Source organism: Bradyrhizobium archetypum, from assembly GCF_013114835.1.
Classification (GTDB): domain Bacteria; phylum Pseudomonadota; class Alphaproteobacteria; order Rhizobiales; family Xanthobacteraceae; genus Bradyrhizobium; species Bradyrhizobium archetypum.
In genome coordinates, this window is the sequence record NZ_JAAVLW010000002.1 from 841,010 (window position 1) to 857,036 (window position 16,027).

The 16,027-nt window shown below is 63.7% G+C and carries 15 protein-coding genes; 9 read left to right on the forward strand and 6 right to left on the reverse strand.

Annotated features, from left to right (window positions below):
- Positions 1 to 39: 39 nt before the first annotated feature.
- Complete coding sequence (locus HCN50_RS08435; RefSeq protein ID WP_376700271.1) at positions 40 to 837, forward strand: rhomboid family intramembrane serine protease; 798 nt, start codon at positions 40 to 42, stop codon at positions 835 to 837.
- A gap of 190 nt (positions 838 to 1,027) precedes the next feature.
- Positions 1,028 to 1,456 (forward strand): CBS domain-containing protein, encoded by a 429-nt coding sequence (locus HCN50_RS08440; protein ID WP_171709133.1) that lies wholly within the window; start codon positions 1,028 to 1,030, stop codon positions 1,454 to 1,456.
- 54 nt (positions 1,457 to 1,510) lie between these two features.
- Here the strand turns inward: HCN50_RS08440 and HCN50_RS08445 are convergent, their stop codons facing one another.
- Positions 1,511 to 2,569 (reverse strand): patatin-like phospholipase family protein, encoded by a 1,059-nt coding sequence (locus HCN50_RS08445; protein WP_376700261.1) that lies wholly within the window; start codon positions 2,567 to 2,569, stop codon positions 1,511 to 1,513.
- A gap of 234 nt (positions 2,570 to 2,803) precedes the next feature.
- Between HCN50_RS08445 and HCN50_RS08450 the strand changes: the two genes are divergently transcribed.
- Positions 2,804 to 3,874, forward strand: coding sequence for an RgsD C-terminal domain-containing protein (locus HCN50_RS08450; protein ID WP_171709232.1), 1,071 nt, complete (start codon positions 2,804 to 2,806; stop codon positions 3,872 to 3,874).
- A gap of 112 nt (positions 3,875 to 3,986) precedes the next feature.
- On the opposite strand, the gene HCN50_RS08455 is transcribed toward HCN50_RS08450, so the two are convergent.
- Both HCN50_RS08455 and thrS read right to left on the reverse strand, forming a co-directional pair.
- Complete coding sequence (locus HCN50_RS08455) at positions 3,987 to 4,550, reverse strand: nitroreductase family protein (protein ID WP_171709135.1); 564 nt, start codon at positions 4,548 to 4,550, stop codon at positions 3,987 to 3,989.
- A gap of 82 nt (positions 4,551 to 4,632) precedes the next feature.
- Positions 4,633 to 6,678, reverse strand: a complete 2,046-nt coding sequence (gene thrS / locus HCN50_RS08460; RefSeq protein WP_171709136.1) for a threonine--tRNA ligase — start codon at positions 6,676 to 6,678, stop codon at positions 4,633 to 4,635.
- A gap of 286 nt (positions 6,679 to 6,964) precedes the next feature.
- On the opposite strand from thrS, the gene HCN50_RS08465 reads away from it, so the two are divergent.
- Positions 6,965 to 8,137, forward strand: coding sequence for an MFS transporter (locus tag HCN50_RS08465; RefSeq protein ID WP_171709137.1), 1,173 nt, complete (start codon positions 6,965 to 6,967; stop codon positions 8,135 to 8,137).
- Between the two features lie 18 nt (positions 8,138 to 8,155).
- Here the strand turns inward: HCN50_RS08465 and HCN50_RS08470 are convergent, their stop codons facing one another.
- Entirely contained in the window at positions 8,156 to 9,466 is a 1,311-nt protein-coding gene (locus tag HCN50_RS08470; RefSeq protein ID WP_171709138.1) for an alpha/beta hydrolase, read from the reverse strand.
- A 297-nt stretch (positions 9,467 to 9,763) separates the two neighbouring features.
- Here HCN50_RS08470 and HCN50_RS08475 point away from each other — a divergent pair, with 297 nt between their 5' ends.
- Together HCN50_RS08475 and HCN50_RS08480 are read left to right on the forward strand one after the other, a co-directional pair.
- Positions 9,764 to 11,137: an APC family permease gene (locus HCN50_RS08475; RefSeq protein ID WP_171709139.1), complete on the forward strand. Its 1,374-nt coding sequence runs from the start codon at positions 9,764 to 9,766 to the stop codon at positions 11,135 to 11,137.
- 2 nt (positions 11,138 to 11,139) lie between these two features.
- Positions 11,140 to 12,354 carry a hypothetical protein gene (locus HCN50_RS08480; protein ID WP_171709140.1) on the forward strand — a complete coding sequence of 405 codons (1,215 nt, stop codon included), beginning with the start codon at positions 11,140 to 11,142 and terminating at the stop codon, positions 12,352 to 12,354.
- 35 nt (positions 12,355 to 12,389) lie between these two features.
- Here HCN50_RS08480 and yidD read toward each other — a convergent pair whose 3' ends face one another.
- Positions 12,390 to 12,686 (reverse strand): membrane protein insertion efficiency factor YidD, encoded by a 297-nt coding sequence (yidD, locus tag HCN50_RS08485; protein WP_210264811.1) that lies wholly within the window; start codon positions 12,684 to 12,686, stop codon positions 12,390 to 12,392.
- A 293-nt stretch (positions 12,687 to 12,979) separates the two neighbouring features.
- On the opposite strand from yidD, the gene HCN50_RS08490 reads away from it, so the two are divergent.
- Positions 12,980 to 13,912 (forward strand): COG3904 family protein, encoded by a 933-nt coding sequence (locus tag HCN50_RS08490; RefSeq protein WP_171709141.1) that lies wholly within the window; start codon positions 12,980 to 12,982, stop codon positions 13,910 to 13,912.
- 170 nt (positions 13,913 to 14,082) lie between these two features.
- Here the strand turns inward: HCN50_RS08490 and HCN50_RS08495 are convergent, their stop codons facing one another.
- Positions 14,083 to 14,532: an iron-sulfur cluster assembly scaffold protein gene (locus HCN50_RS08495; RefSeq protein WP_171709142.1), complete on the reverse strand. Its 450-nt coding sequence runs from the start codon at positions 14,530 to 14,532 to the stop codon at positions 14,083 to 14,085.
- Positions 14,533 to 14,762: 230 nt separating this feature from the next.
- On the opposite strand from HCN50_RS08495, the gene folE reads away from it, so the two are divergent.
- Together folE and hisI are read left to right on the forward strand one after the other, a co-directional pair.
- Positions 14,763 to 15,500, forward strand: a complete 738-nt coding sequence (gene folE / locus HCN50_RS08500) for a GTP cyclohydrolase I FolE (protein WP_171709143.1) — start codon at positions 14,763 to 14,765, stop codon at positions 15,498 to 15,500.
- A gap of 31 nt (positions 15,501 to 15,531) precedes the next feature.
- Entirely contained in the window at positions 15,532 to 15,960 is a 429-nt protein-coding gene (gene hisI / locus HCN50_RS08505; RefSeq protein ID WP_171709144.1) for a phosphoribosyl-AMP cyclohydrolase, read from the forward strand.
- Positions 15,961 to 16,027: the final 67 nt, after the last annotated feature.

Genomic DNA, 16,027 nt, shown 5'->3' on the forward strand with positions numbered 1-16,027 from the left:
CCATACGCCGCGAAGCTGCCAGCCAAGGTCCTGGACCCTTTGGAATCCCAGTCCTACTCATACCGGGTCGAGCCGCCGGACACCCCGCGTGAGCCGATCCTGACGCTGCCGGGCGCGCTAACTGCCTATATCGCGCTGATCGCTGTGATTCATTTGCGGGTGCTGCTGCCGGTGGAGGTGGAGAACTGGACCATCGACGTCTTCGGCTTCATTCCGAAACGCTACGATTCCACGCTGCTCAAGATCGCGTTTCCAGGCGGGACCGGGGCCAAGGTCTGGACCTTCGTCACCTATTCGCTGCTGCATGCCAATCTCAGCCATATCGGCTTCAACGTGCTGTGGCTGCTGCCGTTTGGCAGCGCGCTGGCGCGCCGGTTCGGCCCTATCAGGTTTTTTTTGTTCATGGCGGTAACAGCGGCGGCGGGCGCATTGGCGCATCTCGTTACCCACGAGCATGCGATCGCGCCGATGATCGGCGCCTCGGCCTCGGTATCGGGCGCCATGGCTGCCGCCATCCGCTTCGCCTTCGTGCGGGGAAGTTTTCTGTCATTCAGACGCGGCGATGCGGACGCTGCTGCCAAGGTTCCGGCGCTGTCGCTTGGCCGGGCGCTGCGCAACACGCGCGTGCTCGGATTTCTGGCGGTGTGGTTTGGCGTCAACATCATTTTCGGCCTCGGCTCGATTTCGATCGGCGCTGAAGGCGCCACCGTCGCTTGGCAGGCGCATATCGGCGGATTTCTCGCCGGCCTGATGCTGTTTTCGCTGTTCGATCCGGTGCGGCGCGGGATACCGCATGCGGCGGATGCTTCATCGCCCGATGAACCTGGCCGCGTCTGATCGCCGCTTGCGGCGAGCGTTGATTTAATTCATCATCCCCACAAGTTGTAGCGCAAGCCAACGCCGCTGCCGTGCCACGCCAGCCGCGCTTGTAGACCGCGTCCTGAAACGAAACCGGCGCGGAACTGTTGATTGAAGACTCGCGAACAAGTCGGGCCCTGGTGGCACGCACGGATTCAGGGAGGCGACAATGACGGTACGTTCGATTCTCGACACCAAAGGCCACGAGATCACGAGCATCGAGCCGGATGCCAAGCTTTCGGCTGCGATCAAGATCCTCGGCGAACGCAAGATCGGCGCCGTGCTGGTGATGAATCAGGGACGTCTCGAGGGCATTCTGTCGGAGCGCGATATCGTTCGGGCATTGGGCGAGCGCGGCGCCAGGGTGATCGAGGAGCCGGTCAGCGCCGTGATGACGCGCAAGGTCGTGAGTTGCCGGGAGGCCGACACCGTCGCTGCGATCATGGAGATGATGACGCTCGGCAAGTTCCGCCATTTGCCCGTGGTCGAGGATGGCAAGGTGGTGGGCCTGATTTCGATCGGCGATATCGTCAAGCGCCGCGTCCAGGAATACGAGGCCGAGCAGGAAGCGCTGCGCGACTACATCAAGACGGCCTGACGATGCATTCGCGGTGACCGACCGTAGGTGCGATCCCGCGGTGGCCCTGTTTCACTATTCCTTCTCGGCCTTTTCGACCGCTCCGACGGCTTTGCCTGCCGGTGGCGGCGCCAGAATGTGGATCGCCTCCTGGATTGAATCGATCGCGCGCTCGGCCGCCTTGACGCCGTGGGCGATCAGATCGTCGGCGCGATGAAAATCGAACCAGCCGATCTTGCCGACGCGGGGCGAGATCAGGAGATCCGGCGGATCACCGGCAAGCCGTGCGCGGGTGATGCGGTCCTGCATGATGTTGAAGGCATCGACCATGACCGAGGAGATGCCCGGCCGTCCGCCGCCGCCGAAGAACTCACGCTTCATGGTACGCTCGGCGGAAAAGAACTTTCCGATGCCGCGCTTCCGTGGCTCGGGTTCGGGCACCGCTTCCGGCATCACCGTGACCGAAACGCCGGGTGTCGGGCCGTGGGAATAGATCGTCGTGGAATGCGCGAAGACGTCGCTGGAAAGGTTGGCGGCGATGACGATCTCCGCGCCGAGCGCGCGGGCTGCCGACACCGGCACCGGATTGACCAGGGCACCGTCGACCAGCCAGCGGTCGCCAACCAGTATCGGCGAGAATATGCCCGGCAGCGCGTAGGAGGCACGCATCGCATCCACCATCGGGCCGTGGGTCAGCCAGATCTCGTGGCCGGTGCGCACTTCGGTCGCCACCGTGGCGAATTTCACCGGCAGGTCCTCGATCAGGCTCTGGCCGAGCGCGGCCTCCAATTGGGTCGCAAGCTTGGCGCCGCCGATCAGGCCCGAGCCGTTCAGGCGGATATCGAGATAGGAGAGGACGGTTCGCGGCTGCAGGCTGCGCGCCCATTCTTCCAGCGTATCGAGATGTCCGGCGGCATAGGCCCCGCCGACGACGGCTCCGATCGAGGTTCCGACCACGACGTTGGGTACGATGCCGTGGGCCACCAGCGTCCGGACGATGCCGATATGGGCAAAGCCGCGCGCGGCGCCGCCGCCCAGCGCCAGCCCGATCACCGGCCGGCGGATAGTACCGAGCCCCACCTTGTCGTCGGCATCGGAGCTCTTTTGGCCGCGGCCCATCCAACTATCCAACACGCAAAGTCTCCTGCGGCTGCAAGGATATTCGCCGCGGCGTGGCCGCGCCAGAAATTCCATTCCGATTGGGAAGCATGGTTTATGCCCCGCCAAGACGGCCTAGACAGGCATTATGACCGGGCCGCGACCTCGGGATCAACATATCGAGTGTTACTCCCGGTTCCGTAACCTTCCGGGGGCCGAGCCGGCCGTTGGTGGCTTGAATTTGCCGCGTTTTCGGTGAAAAGCATGCCGATGATTGCGCGGGGTGACGGTATCGGCAGATACGGGCGGGGCGGATGGCCTTTCCCGGCGCTGATGCTCGCCTTGGTGCTGGTCACGCTGCTTCCGGCCCCGCTCTCGGCCCAGTGGTTCTCGGACCGGCCACCACCGGTACCGCCCGCCGCGGTTCCGGACGCCCAGACCGGGCCCGCCATGAATCTGGCGCCGCCGTCCGGAGCGGGAGCGATCCCGCCGCTTCCCGGGCCGCTGACCCAGCCCACCCTCGTTCAGCCGCAGCTCACAACCGTGCCACCGGTGGCGCCGCCGCCAGGCGCCTCACCGGCAAACCAGGCGGTGCTGTCGCTGACGGCGCGCTACGGCAAGGATCTGCCGGTCATCAATGGCGGGCTGGTATGGCGGGTGTTCGCCGACAAGCCCGACGATACCGGCACGTTCAAGCTGGTCCGCGAGGAACGCGGCGCGACCCCGAACATCGTGTTGCCGCCCGGCAATTACGTCGTCCACGTCGCGCTCGGCCTGGTCAGCGCGGTACGCACGGTCAGCCTGAAGGCCGAGACGGATCGCGTGGCCTTCGTGCTGCCCGCCGGCGGACTGCGCATCGAAGGCCGCGTCGGCTCCAGCAAGATTCCGCCGAACCAGATTTCGTTCGCGATCTACAAGGGCAGCCAGTTCGAGGGCTCCGAACGTAGCCCGCTGCTTCCGAACGTCCCCGCCGGCGATGTCGCGCTGCTGCCGGAGGGGACCTACTACATCATCTCCAACTATGGCGATGCCAATTCGGTCGTACGCTCTGACATCCGCGTCCAGGCCGGCAAGCTCACGGACGTGACGGTTTCGCACCGTGCCGCGGTGATTACGCTGAAACTCGTCAGCGATCGGGGCGGGGAAGCGCTTGCCAATACCGCCTGGTCGGTGATCACGCCGGGTGGCGACGTCATCAAGGAATCGATCGGCGCGTTTCCGCGCGTGGTGCTGTCCGAGGGCGAATACCGCGCGATCGCCAAGAACGAGGGCAAGGTATTCGAGCGGCCCTTCAACGTTGTCAACGGCGTCGACGCCGAGGTCGAGGTCATCGCGCGCTGAGTTTTCGCGCGATCGGCATGCCCGGGCTTGACCCGGGCATCCATCCTCTTCGCAGGAGTTTTCTCAGGGTCGATGGATTGCCGGGTCAAGCCCGGCAATGACGGTCACGGGACTAAAACCGCGTCACGATATCGGACAGCGCCGGGCGCGGGCGGTCTTCGGCGGGCTTCGACGCCGTGCCGATGTGAATGAAGCCCACGAGTTTTTCATCCGCCTTCAATCCCAGCCCGTCCAGCACGTCGCGGTCGAACGCGAACCAGCCGGTCAGCCAGGCGGCGCCATAGCCGAGCGCGGTCGCGGCAGTGACGATGTTCATCGCGCTGGCGCCGGCGGACAGTTCCTGCTCCCAGGCCGGCACCTTCGGATGCGGCCGGGTGAAGCTGACCACGGCGATCACCAACGGCGCATCCATCAGCCGGCGTTTCTCCACCTCGATGTCGGCGGCCGGTGCCGACGGGTTCTTCTTCGCAAACACCCGCGCGATGACGTCGCCGGCCCGCGCCCGGGCATCGCCCTCGAACACGATGAAGCGCCACGGCGTCAGCTTGCCGTGGTCCGGCACCCGCGCCCCTATCGTCAGGATGGTATCGAGCTCGGAAGCCGAAGGGCCGGGGCCGCTCATATCGCGGGGCTTGACCGAGCGGCGGATCTTCAGAAGTTCAATGGCGTCGGGCACAACGTTCTCGTTCGTCGGAGATGGCTGCGGCACAGATAGTGGCACAGCCGGTCCAGCGGAAGCCGATTTAGACCGATTATGATCAGACAGCCGCCCGCGCCCGCTTCACGTCCGGCGGGGTCGCTTCCTCGACCAGCGCGGCGAGCGCCTCGTCGGTCGGCATCACGGTTTGGCCTTCGCTGCCAAGCCGGCGGATCGAGACCGAATGGGTTTCGGCTTCCTTCTTGCCGACGACGAGAAGAGCAGGGATCTTCGCCAGCGAGTGCTCGCGGACCTTGTAGTTGATCTTCTCGTTGCGCAGGTCGATCTCGACGCGCAGGCCGGCGCGCCGCGCGGCAGCCGCGACCACCTTGGCGTATTCGTCGCCTTCGGAAGTGATCGTCGTGACCACCACCTGGGTCGGCGCCAGCCACAGCGGGAAGTTGCCGGCGAAGTGCTCGATCAGGATGCCGATGAAGCGCTCCATCGAGCCGCAGATCGCGCGATGGACCATCACCGGCGTCTTCTTGGAGCCGTCGGTATCGATGTAGAACGCGCCGAACCGTTCCGGCAGGTTGAAGTCGACCTGCGTGGTGCCGCATTGCCAGTCGCGGCCGATGGCGTCACGCAGCACATATTCGAATTTCGGCCCGTAGAACGCGCCTTCGCCCGGATTGATCGCGGTCTTGATACGGTTGCTGCCGCTGGCCTGAATTTCCGCAAGCACCGTCGCCATCACGCGCTCGGCATGCTCCCACATCTCGTCGGTGCCGACGCGCTTCTCCGGCCGGGTCGAGAGTTTCACCGTCAGCTCGCCGTCGAAGCCGAAATCGGCATAGGTCGACAGGATCAACTCGTTGATCTTGAGGCACTCTTCCGCCAGCTGCGCTTCGGTGCAGAACACATGCGCATCGTCCTGGGTGAAGCCGCGCACGCGCATCAGGCCGTGCATGGCACCCGACGCCTCGTAGCGATGCACCACGCCGAATTCGGCAAGGCGCAAGGGCAGGTCGCGATAGCTCTTCAGGCCATGCTTGAAGATCTGCACATGGCCGGGGCAGTTCATCGGCTTCAGCGCAAACCAGCGCTTGTCCTCGGCTTCGTCGCCGGCCGATTGCGCCGCGAACATGTTCTCGCGGTACCAGTCCCAATGGCCCGAGGTTTCCCACAATACCTTGTCGAGGATCTGCGGCGCGTTGACCTCGTCGTAGTCGCCGGCCAGGCGGCGGCGCATATAGGCGATCAGCGCCTGGAAGATGGTCCAGCCCTTCGGGTGCCAGAACACCACGCCGGGCCCCTCTTCCTGGAAGTGGAACAGGTCGAGCTCGCGGCCGAGCTTGCGGTGGTCGCGCTTCTCGGCTTCCTCGATCTGCTTGAGGTAGGCGTCGAGTTCCTCCTGCTTGGCGAACGCCGTGCCGTAGATCCGCGTCAGCATCGGGTTGTTGGCATCGCCGCGCCAGTAGGCGCCCGCCACCTTCATCAGCTTGAACGCGTTGCCGATCTTGCCCGTCGAGTTCATGTGCGGGCCGCGGCAAAGATCGAACCAGTCGCCCTGGAAATAGATCTTGATCGGCTCGTCGCCGGGAATGGCGTCGACCAGCTCGACCTTGAACGCCTCGCCCTTGTCGCGGAACACCTGCTTGGTTTTTTCGCGGTCCCACACCTGCTTGGTGAAGGGCTTGTCGCGCGCGATGATCTCGCGCATCCGCTTCTCGATCGCGGCAAAGTCTTCCGGCGTGAACGGCTCGTTGCGGAAGAAGTCGTAATAGAAGCCGTTCTCGATCACCGGGCCGATGGTCACCTGAGTGCCCGGCCACAGCGACTGCACGGCCTCCGCCAATACATGCGCGCAGTCATGCCGGATCAGTTCCAGCGCGCGGGGATCTTCGCGGCTAATGAGTTCGAGCCTCGCATCGTGCAAGATCGGATCGTTGAGATCGGCGAGTACGCCGTCGAGCGCCATTGCCACCGTGCGCTTGGCAAGCGACGGCGAGATGCCCTTGGCGATATCGAAGCCGGTGGTCCCCTTGGCGTATTCGCGCTTGGCGCCGTCGGGGAAGGTGAGGGTGACTTTGTGCACGGGTTCGGCCGGTTTCAAATTCGCAAGGCCAAATTGGAATCCCGATGCGGGTGCATTGCTGTCAGGCATTGGCATCTCCTTGAGCTCACTCCTGCGAACGAGCGCAGGTAAGCGGGAAACAGCGGTATAGCAGGCGATTCGGCTCCTGCAATCGGGCAATTTCGCCAAATAGCCGTGATGGGGGCGGCTGCGGGAGCTACATCTGGCCCAATCGCACGGAAAAGAAGACCGGTTCTCCGTCACGGCTGCGCACGGATATCAGCGCCGTCAAATCAATAAAACTCATGACAGCGATGACAAATAATCCGGCATCGCGTCCTTTTCTTGGCACTGCGCGGACCGTACATGCATGTGCATGAAACATGTACCCGTGCCCGTCCAAATCGAACGCCGCTTCGCTCCCACCGCCCTGATGCTCGGCAATCTCGTCACCGGTTGCTCGGTGCTGGCGCCGGCGGGCATGCTGGTTGAATTGTCCGCCGGTCTTGACGTCTCGGTCCGCACCGCGGGTCTCCTGATCACCTTCGGCGCGATCGTGCTCTGCATCGGTTCGCCTGTCACGGCGTGGCTGACTTCCAGGATCGAGCGCCGCACGCTGCTTACCGCTACCCTCGCTGTGCTGGCGCTCACCAACATCGCTTCCGCCTTCGCGCCTGACTACGCGAGCCTGCTCGCCATTCGCCTGGTCATGCTGGCGGTCGGCGCGCTTTACACGCCGCAGGCGGCGGGAACGGCTGCGCTGATCGTGCCGGAAGAAAAACGCGGCAGCACCATCGCCTACATCTTTCTCGGCTGGTCGCTGGCGGCTGCAGTTGGCCTGCCGGCGATCACGTTCATCGCCAGCCGCTATGGGTGGCAGGGGGTCTATGCTGCGATCGGTGCGACAAGCTGCGTTAGCTTCCTGTTGCTGGCCTGGCGCCTGCCGCGCGGGCTGATGGGCGCGCCGGTCGACCTCAAGACCTGGGCAGCGATCGGCCGCAATCCGATGATCCTGCTGCTGCTGCTGATCACGACGCTGCAGATGTCCGGCCAGTTCGTGGTGTTCACCTATATGGGTCCGTTGCTGGCGCGGTTGACGGGAGCAGGCCCGGACCCGATCGCCCTGGTGTTTGCGACCTACGGCGTGTGCGGCGTGATCGGCACGGTGATCGCGACCCGCATCGTCGATTCCTGGGGGGCCTGGAAGACGTCCATGCTGTTCACGTCGGTGCTGTTGGCCGGCCTCGGCGGCTGGGCGCTCAGCGCCGGCATCTATCCGTTGATGGCTGTTTCCGTTGCGGTCTGGGGCATTGGATTCGCTTCCACCAATTCGATGCAGCAGGTGAGGCTTGTCGGTGCCGCACCTATGCTGGCGTCGGCCTCGGTGTCGCTCAACACTTCAGTGCTCTACATCGGGCAGGCCATCGGCTCGGCGACCGGCGGCTTTCTCTATGCGCGCGATCTGCTCCACGCCTCGGGCTATGTCGCCACCGCCTTCGTCGCGCTGGCGGTGGTGACGGTGATTCTGACCAAACCGAGGAAGGCCTAGCGGGGACGGAGCGGCCGGTTATTGGTTTGCGTAGGGCGTGCTGGCGATCCTGGTCAGCGCCGGGGTTGCCGCCATCTTGACCAGCACATCCTTGACCGGATGCTCGGTCCAGGCTTGCGTTACGTAATCGCGATGGGTGACGCCGTCAGGCGTCTGCACGAACACGACGCTGCCGGGACGCAGCGGCTCGTCCATGCTCTCGGTAAACGTGATGCCCCGGTCACGGAGCATTTGCATCAGCTCCAGATCATGCCGCTTGGTGTAACGGGTGTACGAGCTGACGAAGAAGCCGGTCCGGTTTTTCTCGATCCAGGACGCGAACTTGTCGAGCTCGCCATAGACGGCGTCGAGCAGGAACACGCCGCGGACGCGATTGGAAAGGCCGCCGACCTCGAGGCTCCAGGCGGTCGGCAGAAAACCGCCGCTATAGCCGACGATCACGATCGGCATGTTCGCGAACGCCTGCGCGGACTTCGGATCGCCGTAGAGACGGGCGAGGTGGCTGGCCGATTCCTCGATAAAGCGCTTGAAGCCACCCGGCTGCCAGAACTTGCCAGCCGAGGAGTCGGCGGCATCGACCGCCATTTGCGGCGCCAGCAGCACGGTGTTGGTGCCGGAATCGGAGATCTGCTGCGGCACCAGTTGCCGGTCGCGGACGTCGCGTTCCAGCGTCGCACCGTTGCCGTGGAAGAACACCACGATCGCGCCGGGCTTCTTGACATCGAACGTCTCGGGGACGTGCACCAGCACGCGGCTGTCGTTGTAGGTCTCGTCCTGCCAATAGACCCGGCCGCTATGGCTGCGGTGGCCCTTGCGATCGCCCTTGGTGATGTTGAGAAACGGCTCTTCCGAGCGCGGATTGGTGCCGAAATAGGGAAAGGCGGATGACTTCATGCTGACCAGCTTGGTCAGTTCTTCGCGTTCGGTGCGGGGCAGGGTCAGCGTGGGCGTCAGCGACGCGACCCTCACCGGCTCGGTACGCACCGTGCGCGGCTCCGCTTGCGGCGCGAGCGCCACCTGGTGCTCGATCTGTGGCAGGCGTTCACTGGCGCTCGGAAAACGGTCGGCGAATTGCGGTGCCGGGACATGGTCGTCGAAAGCGTCAACCGAGGCCCCGGCGGCCTTGGATTTGGCGCCTTCCGTGTTCGCCGCCACTATGCCGGCGTCGGGTGCCTTGCCGCACTGAATGATTACAAAGGAGAGCGGCACGATCAGCGCAGCCAGCGCGACCCAGTGCCATCGGAGCGGCAAGGCGCGGCGGAGCACGGCCGCTGACGCCAGCCGGATGGCCCGATCAATTGCCTGGAATTTCGGATTAGCTCCGACCATCCACCCCAATTCCCCAAGATCCACCATCAACCGGGGTCAAGCTCGCACGCGGTTAGGCGACACTAAGCGTCCGGAAAAACTCCCCACATCCGGAAGCCTGAGGAGACCATTCAATCGTGTCGCGATTGTGGGACCGTCACGTCTTTTCGCAATCCAGTAGTGGCACGGTAGCCGGTCGCGGTACTATAAGACCTATTTTGCACTTCAATTTAAACCCTTGTTAACACTGCTTGAATTGGGGGACGCCAGCCTGCACCATGCGACTCTTGGCTGGGGCGCTTGAAGGTACGGTCCAAGATGGCGGCATCAGAAACGGGAACCCCGGCTTGGCCCGGCTCGCTCTCCAGCAGCGGCTCCACCGTTTCGGTTCTGGTGGCGGTTGCAATCGTCGTTGCCGACATGGTTGGCGTCGGCGTCTTCACCAGCCTCGGCTTTCAGGTCAACGATATCCCCTCCGGCTTTTCGATCCTGTTGCTGTGGGCCGTCGGTGGCATCGTCGCGTTGTGCGGCGTGTTTTCCTACGGCGAGCTCGGCGCAATGTTTCCGCGCTCGAGCGGCGAGTACAATTTGCTCGGCCGGGCCTATCATCCGGCCTTCGGCTTTGTCGCGGGCTGGGTGTCGGCAACCGTCGGCTTCGCCGCGCCGGTTGCGCTGGCCGCCATGGCATTCGGTGAGTATGGCAAGTCGGTGCTGCCTGATGCGCCGCCGCTGATGCTCGCGGTCGGCGTGGTCTGGCTGGTGTCGCTGGTGCAACTCGCCGGCATCCGGCATTCGTCAACCTTTCAGCTCATCGCCACCATCCTGAAGGTGGTGCTGATCGTGGCCTTCCTGGTCTGCGGCTTCGTGATCGGCACGGCGCAGCCGATATCCTTTGCGCCTTCAGCTTCAGACTTCACCCACATCATCAGCGCACCGTTCGCGATCAGCCTTGTGTTCGTAATGTATTCGTTCTCGGGGTGGAACGCGGCGACCTACATCATCGGCGAGGTGAGATTGCCCGAACGCAACGTGCCGCGAGCGATGCTGATCGGAACGCTGATCGTGCTGGTGTTGTATGTCGCACTCAACGCGGTGTTCCTGCACACCGCGCCGATCGACAAGCTGGCGGGCCAGCTCGACGTCGCCCGCATTTCCGGCAGCTACATTTTCGGCGAGCTCGGCGGCCGCATCGTCGGCGCGATGATCTGTGTCGGGCTGATCTCCTCGATCAGCGCGATGATGTGGATCGGGCCGCGCGTCATGATGACGATGGGCGAGGACCTTCCGGTGCTGCGGACGTTTGCCCGAAGGTCGACCGGCGGCGCGCCGGCCCATGCCATTCTGTTTCAGCTCACGGTCGCAAGCCTGATGCTGTTTACGCGCAGCTTCGAGGCCGTGCTCGACTTCATCCAGTTCGCGCTTCTGTTCTGCTCGTTCTTCACCGTGCTCGGGGTGATCAAGCTGCGCATCACGCATCCGGATATGCCGCGGCCGTACCGCGCCTGGGGATACCCGCTAACCCCTGTGGTTTTCCTGCTCGTGACCGGATTCATGATGTACTACCTTTTGACCGAACGTCCCTTGCAGTCGCTGCTGGGTCTTTTGATCATGTTTTCGGGGTTGTTGATTTACGCCGTCTTCCGCAAGCGCGAAGATCATGTCCCTGCGGCCGCGTCTCCGAGTCGGGAATGAATATGCTGCATTCCCTGAGAATGGTGACGCTTGCTGCGCTGATGCTGCTGGCGGCCGCGGCTACCGTTCATGCCCAAACCGCAACGGCCGATGACACCGCAAAATTCCTGGCGGGCATGATGCCGTCGGCGGCTTCGCCACTTGTGCCACTCACCAACGATCCGGCCTGGCAGCGTCACGCCAAATTCTTCGACACCGCATTCGGGCAACTCGAGCAGCGCCAGCTGTCACGGATCCGCGCCTGGGCCGATACCAATCTGGCGGCGCCGAAGCCGACCATGTTCTACATGTTCTCGGGTCCTGACTTTCTCTATGCCAATGCCTTTCACTCGAAGGCTTCGACCTACGTGCTGAGCGCGCTCGAGCCGGTCGGTTCGGTTCCCGACCTGACGAGACTGCCGCGCGGCGGCATGGTGTCGGCGCTCTACAACGTCGAGCGCTCGCTCGGTTCGATCCTGAGCTTCAGCTTCTTCATCACCAAGGACATGAAGACCGATCTGCAGGCCGGCCAGATCAGCGGCACGTTGCCGATCCTCTACGTATTCCTGGCGCGTTCGGGCATGACGGTGAAGAGCGTGGGCCCGATCTCGCTGGACAACACGGGCGCGGCGCATTTCGCCGGCGAAAATCCGGGGCCGAATGCCGTTCGCGGCGTGCGCATCGTCTTCACCGGCAGCGACGGTCAGGAGAAGACGCTCTATTACTTCTCGACCGATCTTTCCAATTCCGGCGTGAAGGCGAGCGGCTTCCTGAAATTCTGCGCGACGCTGGCGCCTGGCAACAGCCTGCTCAAGAGCGCGTCCTATCTCCTGCATTCCGGCAACTTCACCACCGTGCGCAACTTCCTGCTCAACAACAGCGCCACCATCATCCAGGATGATTCAGGAATTCCGCTGGCCTATTACAGCACGAAGAAGTGGCGCCTTTTTCCGTTCGGCCGCTACCTCGGGCCAATCGACAAATTCCCGCAACATTATCAGCCGTCCTATGCCGAATTGTTCCGGCGCGCGCAGCCGATCGATTTCGGGATCGGCTACCGATGGCGCACGCCTGAAACGAATGTGCTGCTGTCGGTGAGATTGCCTGACGATGGATCGCCCGCCATCGATGCCACATCGTCGGCGGAGGCAGCGCCGCCACCGCCGCGGCCGCGCAGGCTGCGACCGCCGGCGGATATCGGGCCGCAGCCGGGAGGCGGATTTTTCTTCTGGCGCTGAGCGATGGAGCTCCGCCTCCACCGTAAGCGCCGCATTCACGGCGCGTTGACGCCGCGCCAGCGTCCGTAGCGCCACGGCAGATACCACCGCGCTCCCGGTGGCGCCGTGAGCGGCACATTGTCGATGCCCGATGTTCCCCAGGGGTGGCAGCGCAACAGCCGCGCCAGCGTCATCCATCCGCCGCCCCACAAGCCGAAGCGCTCGATCGCTTCATCGCCATACACTGAGCATGTCGGCAGATGCCGGCAGTTATAGCCGACCAGCGGTGACAGCGTGTGCCGGTAGATCCAAATCAGCGCGCGTCCCGCGTTGCGCGGCAGACGACGGGTCATGCTGGCATAGTCTATGCATCGTTTTTGCGGTGATGATGAATGATCTGCAGGCGCCATGTTGAACTATGTACGTAGTTTTGCGGGAGTTCCCAAGCTAGGAACTCAACACATGCAGATATTTACGCCACAGTTCAGAATTATCGCACTGCAAAGCGGGGGAGCAAGCCAAGGTATTATGGACGACACAGGTCAGCACAGTTACCGTTTTGATACGGATCGATGACAGAATCATCTTGCGCTAAACCGGAGCCGTTACCGCTCATCGTAGTCGGGGCTTGGGGGAAGGAACCAAATTGAGGTTTGTGACGTCGCTCAAATTTCGCGGCTTGGCGCTTCTCGGCGCCACCGCCTTCTGTCTCGCATTGCCCGGCGCGATCACGACGCCCGGGAATTCGGCCCACGCCGGCGGCACGCTCGAAGAACGCAAGCAGCCGATGCATTTCAGGTGGAATGCATGCCAGCCGGATTGCAAGGGCTGGGTCTCAGCCGTCGGCATTGTCACGGCCGATAGCCCCAGGCAGTTCGACGAATTCGCCAAAGGCCGCCAGCTTGCTGGCGCGACCATCGTGCTGGATTCCAGCGGCGGCTCGGTCAACGATTCCATCGCGCTTGGCCGCCGGTTCCGCAGCCTCGGTGCGCTGACCACGGTCGGCGCCACCGTGCGCACGAAAACCCCTCTAGGGGAACGTGTCAGCGTGACGCCCGAAGCCTATTGCGAGTCGATGTGTGTGTTCCTGCTGCTCGCCGGCAAGACCCGTTACGTGCCACCGGTCGCGCATGTCCGCGTGCACCAGATCTGGATGGGCGACCGCGCCGACGATGCCAAGGCTGCAAGCTACAGCGCGCAGGATCTGATGATCGTGCAACGCGACATCGGCCGCCTCACGAAATACACCTTCGAGATGGGCGGAACGGGCGATCTCTTGTCGCTCGCACTGAGCGTGCCGCCGTGGGAAGATCTGCACGAATTATCGCGCGGTGAATTGCGCCTGGCGAATCTGGTCACGACCGATTCGCCTGCCGACGTGTTCCCGCAGGACAATGCGTCGGTGCCGATGGCCGAGGCGAAGCCGTCCAAGCCGCAGGATCGCTTCCTCAGCTCCGCCATGGAGGGCGAGGCGCAGCCACAGCCGGGCAAGTCGACCAAGACCGCCGAAGCCGCGGCTCCGACCGGCGGCAATGCGACCACGCCGGCACAGCCGGCCCAGCCGCAACCTCAGCAGTAAGCTGCATCGGCAGAACCGGGCTGCGGTGTCATCATCTGCCTTGTGCGCGATTGCGCACCGGAGCGGATGATCCAGTACGCCGCAGCCGCCGTGATAATTCGAGAGTTCCCGGCGTACTGGATGCCCGCCTTCGCGGGTATGACAGGATTGGGCTGAGCCGGGACCTACGCTTACGCCTGCGCCGTCTGCCTGCTCCGGGCTTCGATCTGGCCGATAGCGTCGACCACGGCGTCGAAGGTCAGCATGGTCGAGGCATGGCGGGCCTTGTAGTCGCGCACCGGTTCAAGCAGGGCAATGTCAGCCCATTTGCCCTGCGGTGGACTGCCGTTTTCCTTCAGCATCTTGCGCACGGTTTCTCGCAATTCACGTAACTCGCTGGCCGTCGAGCCGACCACATGGCTTGCCATGATCGAGGAGGAGGCCTGTCCCAGCGCGCAGGCCTTCACGTCATGCGCGAAATCGGTGACCACGGGCCCGTCCATCTTGAGGTCGACCTTGACGGTCGAGCCGCACAGCTTGGAGTGGGCGGTGGCGCTGGCGTGGGGGTCGGGCAGGCGGCCGAGGCGGGGGATATTGCCCGCCAGTTCGATGATCCGCTTGTTGTAGATGTCATTCAGCATGTGAATCGGTGTCCCGGGCAGCGGTCCGCGCGCCCTTGGCGGCTGGGTTTCATCGTCCTATATATGGACAGGAACGGCGGAAAAACAGCCTGGCCGTTTGCCGAAGGCGAACCGGCGAGCGAACCGGTTCGCCTATAATGTGTTGTGGATGGGACTCAGGCGCCCGGCGGCGAACCGCCCCGTCTGCCCGGTGACACTCCGGTCCTTCGGGCCGGTCGAACGGAGAAGACATGGACGCATTGATCAAATCCCTCCGCCCCGCCAAGCCTTCCGAAGTAAAGCCTTCTGAGGTCAAGCCTTCCGAAGTCAAGTCGCCCGATGTTGCGCCGGATACCCGCCCGGCCGAGCTGGATCCGGCCGAGTTCCTGGCTGCCGCTGTCCGTGCCGATCTGCCGCGCCCCTCGCGCGCGGAGGCGGAGCACGCCGTGCAAACGCTGCTCAGCTATATCGGCGAGAACCCCGGCCGCGAGGGCCTCCTCGATACGCCGCGCCGAGTGGTCGAAGCCTTCGACGAACTTTATCAGGGCTACCACCAGTGCCCGGCCGAAGTACTGGACCGCACCTTCGGCGAAACCGCGGGCTATGACGATTTCGTCCTCGTTCGCGACATCGAATTCACCTCGCAATGCGAGCATCACATGATGCCGTTCTACGGCAAGGCGCATATCGCCTATACGCCGGTGGAGCGGGTGGTGGGCTTGTCCAAGCTGGCGCGGCTCACCGACATCTTCGCCCGCCGCCTGCAGACCCAGGAGCATCTGACGGCCCAGATCGCAGCGGCCATCGACGAGGTGTTAAAGCCCCGCGGTGTGGCCGTGCTGATCGAGGCCGAGCATACCTGCATGTCGGTCCGCGGCGTCGCCAAGCATGGCGCGATGACCTTCACCAGCCGCTTTACCGGCATGTTCCGCGATAATCCGGCGGAGCAGCAGCGCTTCCTGACCCTGGTGCGAGGCCCGAACCGGTAGCCTCGCCGAAATTTCTCCGCGAGGCTCTGTCGTGTCCACATCCGCAACGACCAATGACCGCGAGGAAGGGCTGGCCTTCCGGCCCAAATTCGACGCGTCCGGTCTCGTCACCTGCGTGGCGACCGATGCTGCGACCGGCGACGTGCTGATGGTCGCCCATATGAACGATGAAGCGTTGCGCAAGACGATCGAGAGCGGCGAGGCCTGGTACTTCAGCCGCTCCCGCAACGCGTTATGGCGAAAAGGTGAGAGCTCGGGTCAGACCCAGCGCGTGGTCGAGATGCGGATGGATTGCGATCAGGATGCGATCTGGATCCGCGTCGAACAGCACGGTGCTGCGTGCCACACCGGCCGGCACTCCTGTTTCTATCGAAAGATCGAGGCGGCCGATGGCGGCACACGGGTCTCGTTTGTGGATGCCGAAAGGCAGTTCGATCCGGAGAAGGTGTATCGGAAATGATTCCGTCGTTCCGGGGCGGCCCGCAGGGCTCTGGTGCGCACTTGCGCACCAGAGAATCTCGCGATTC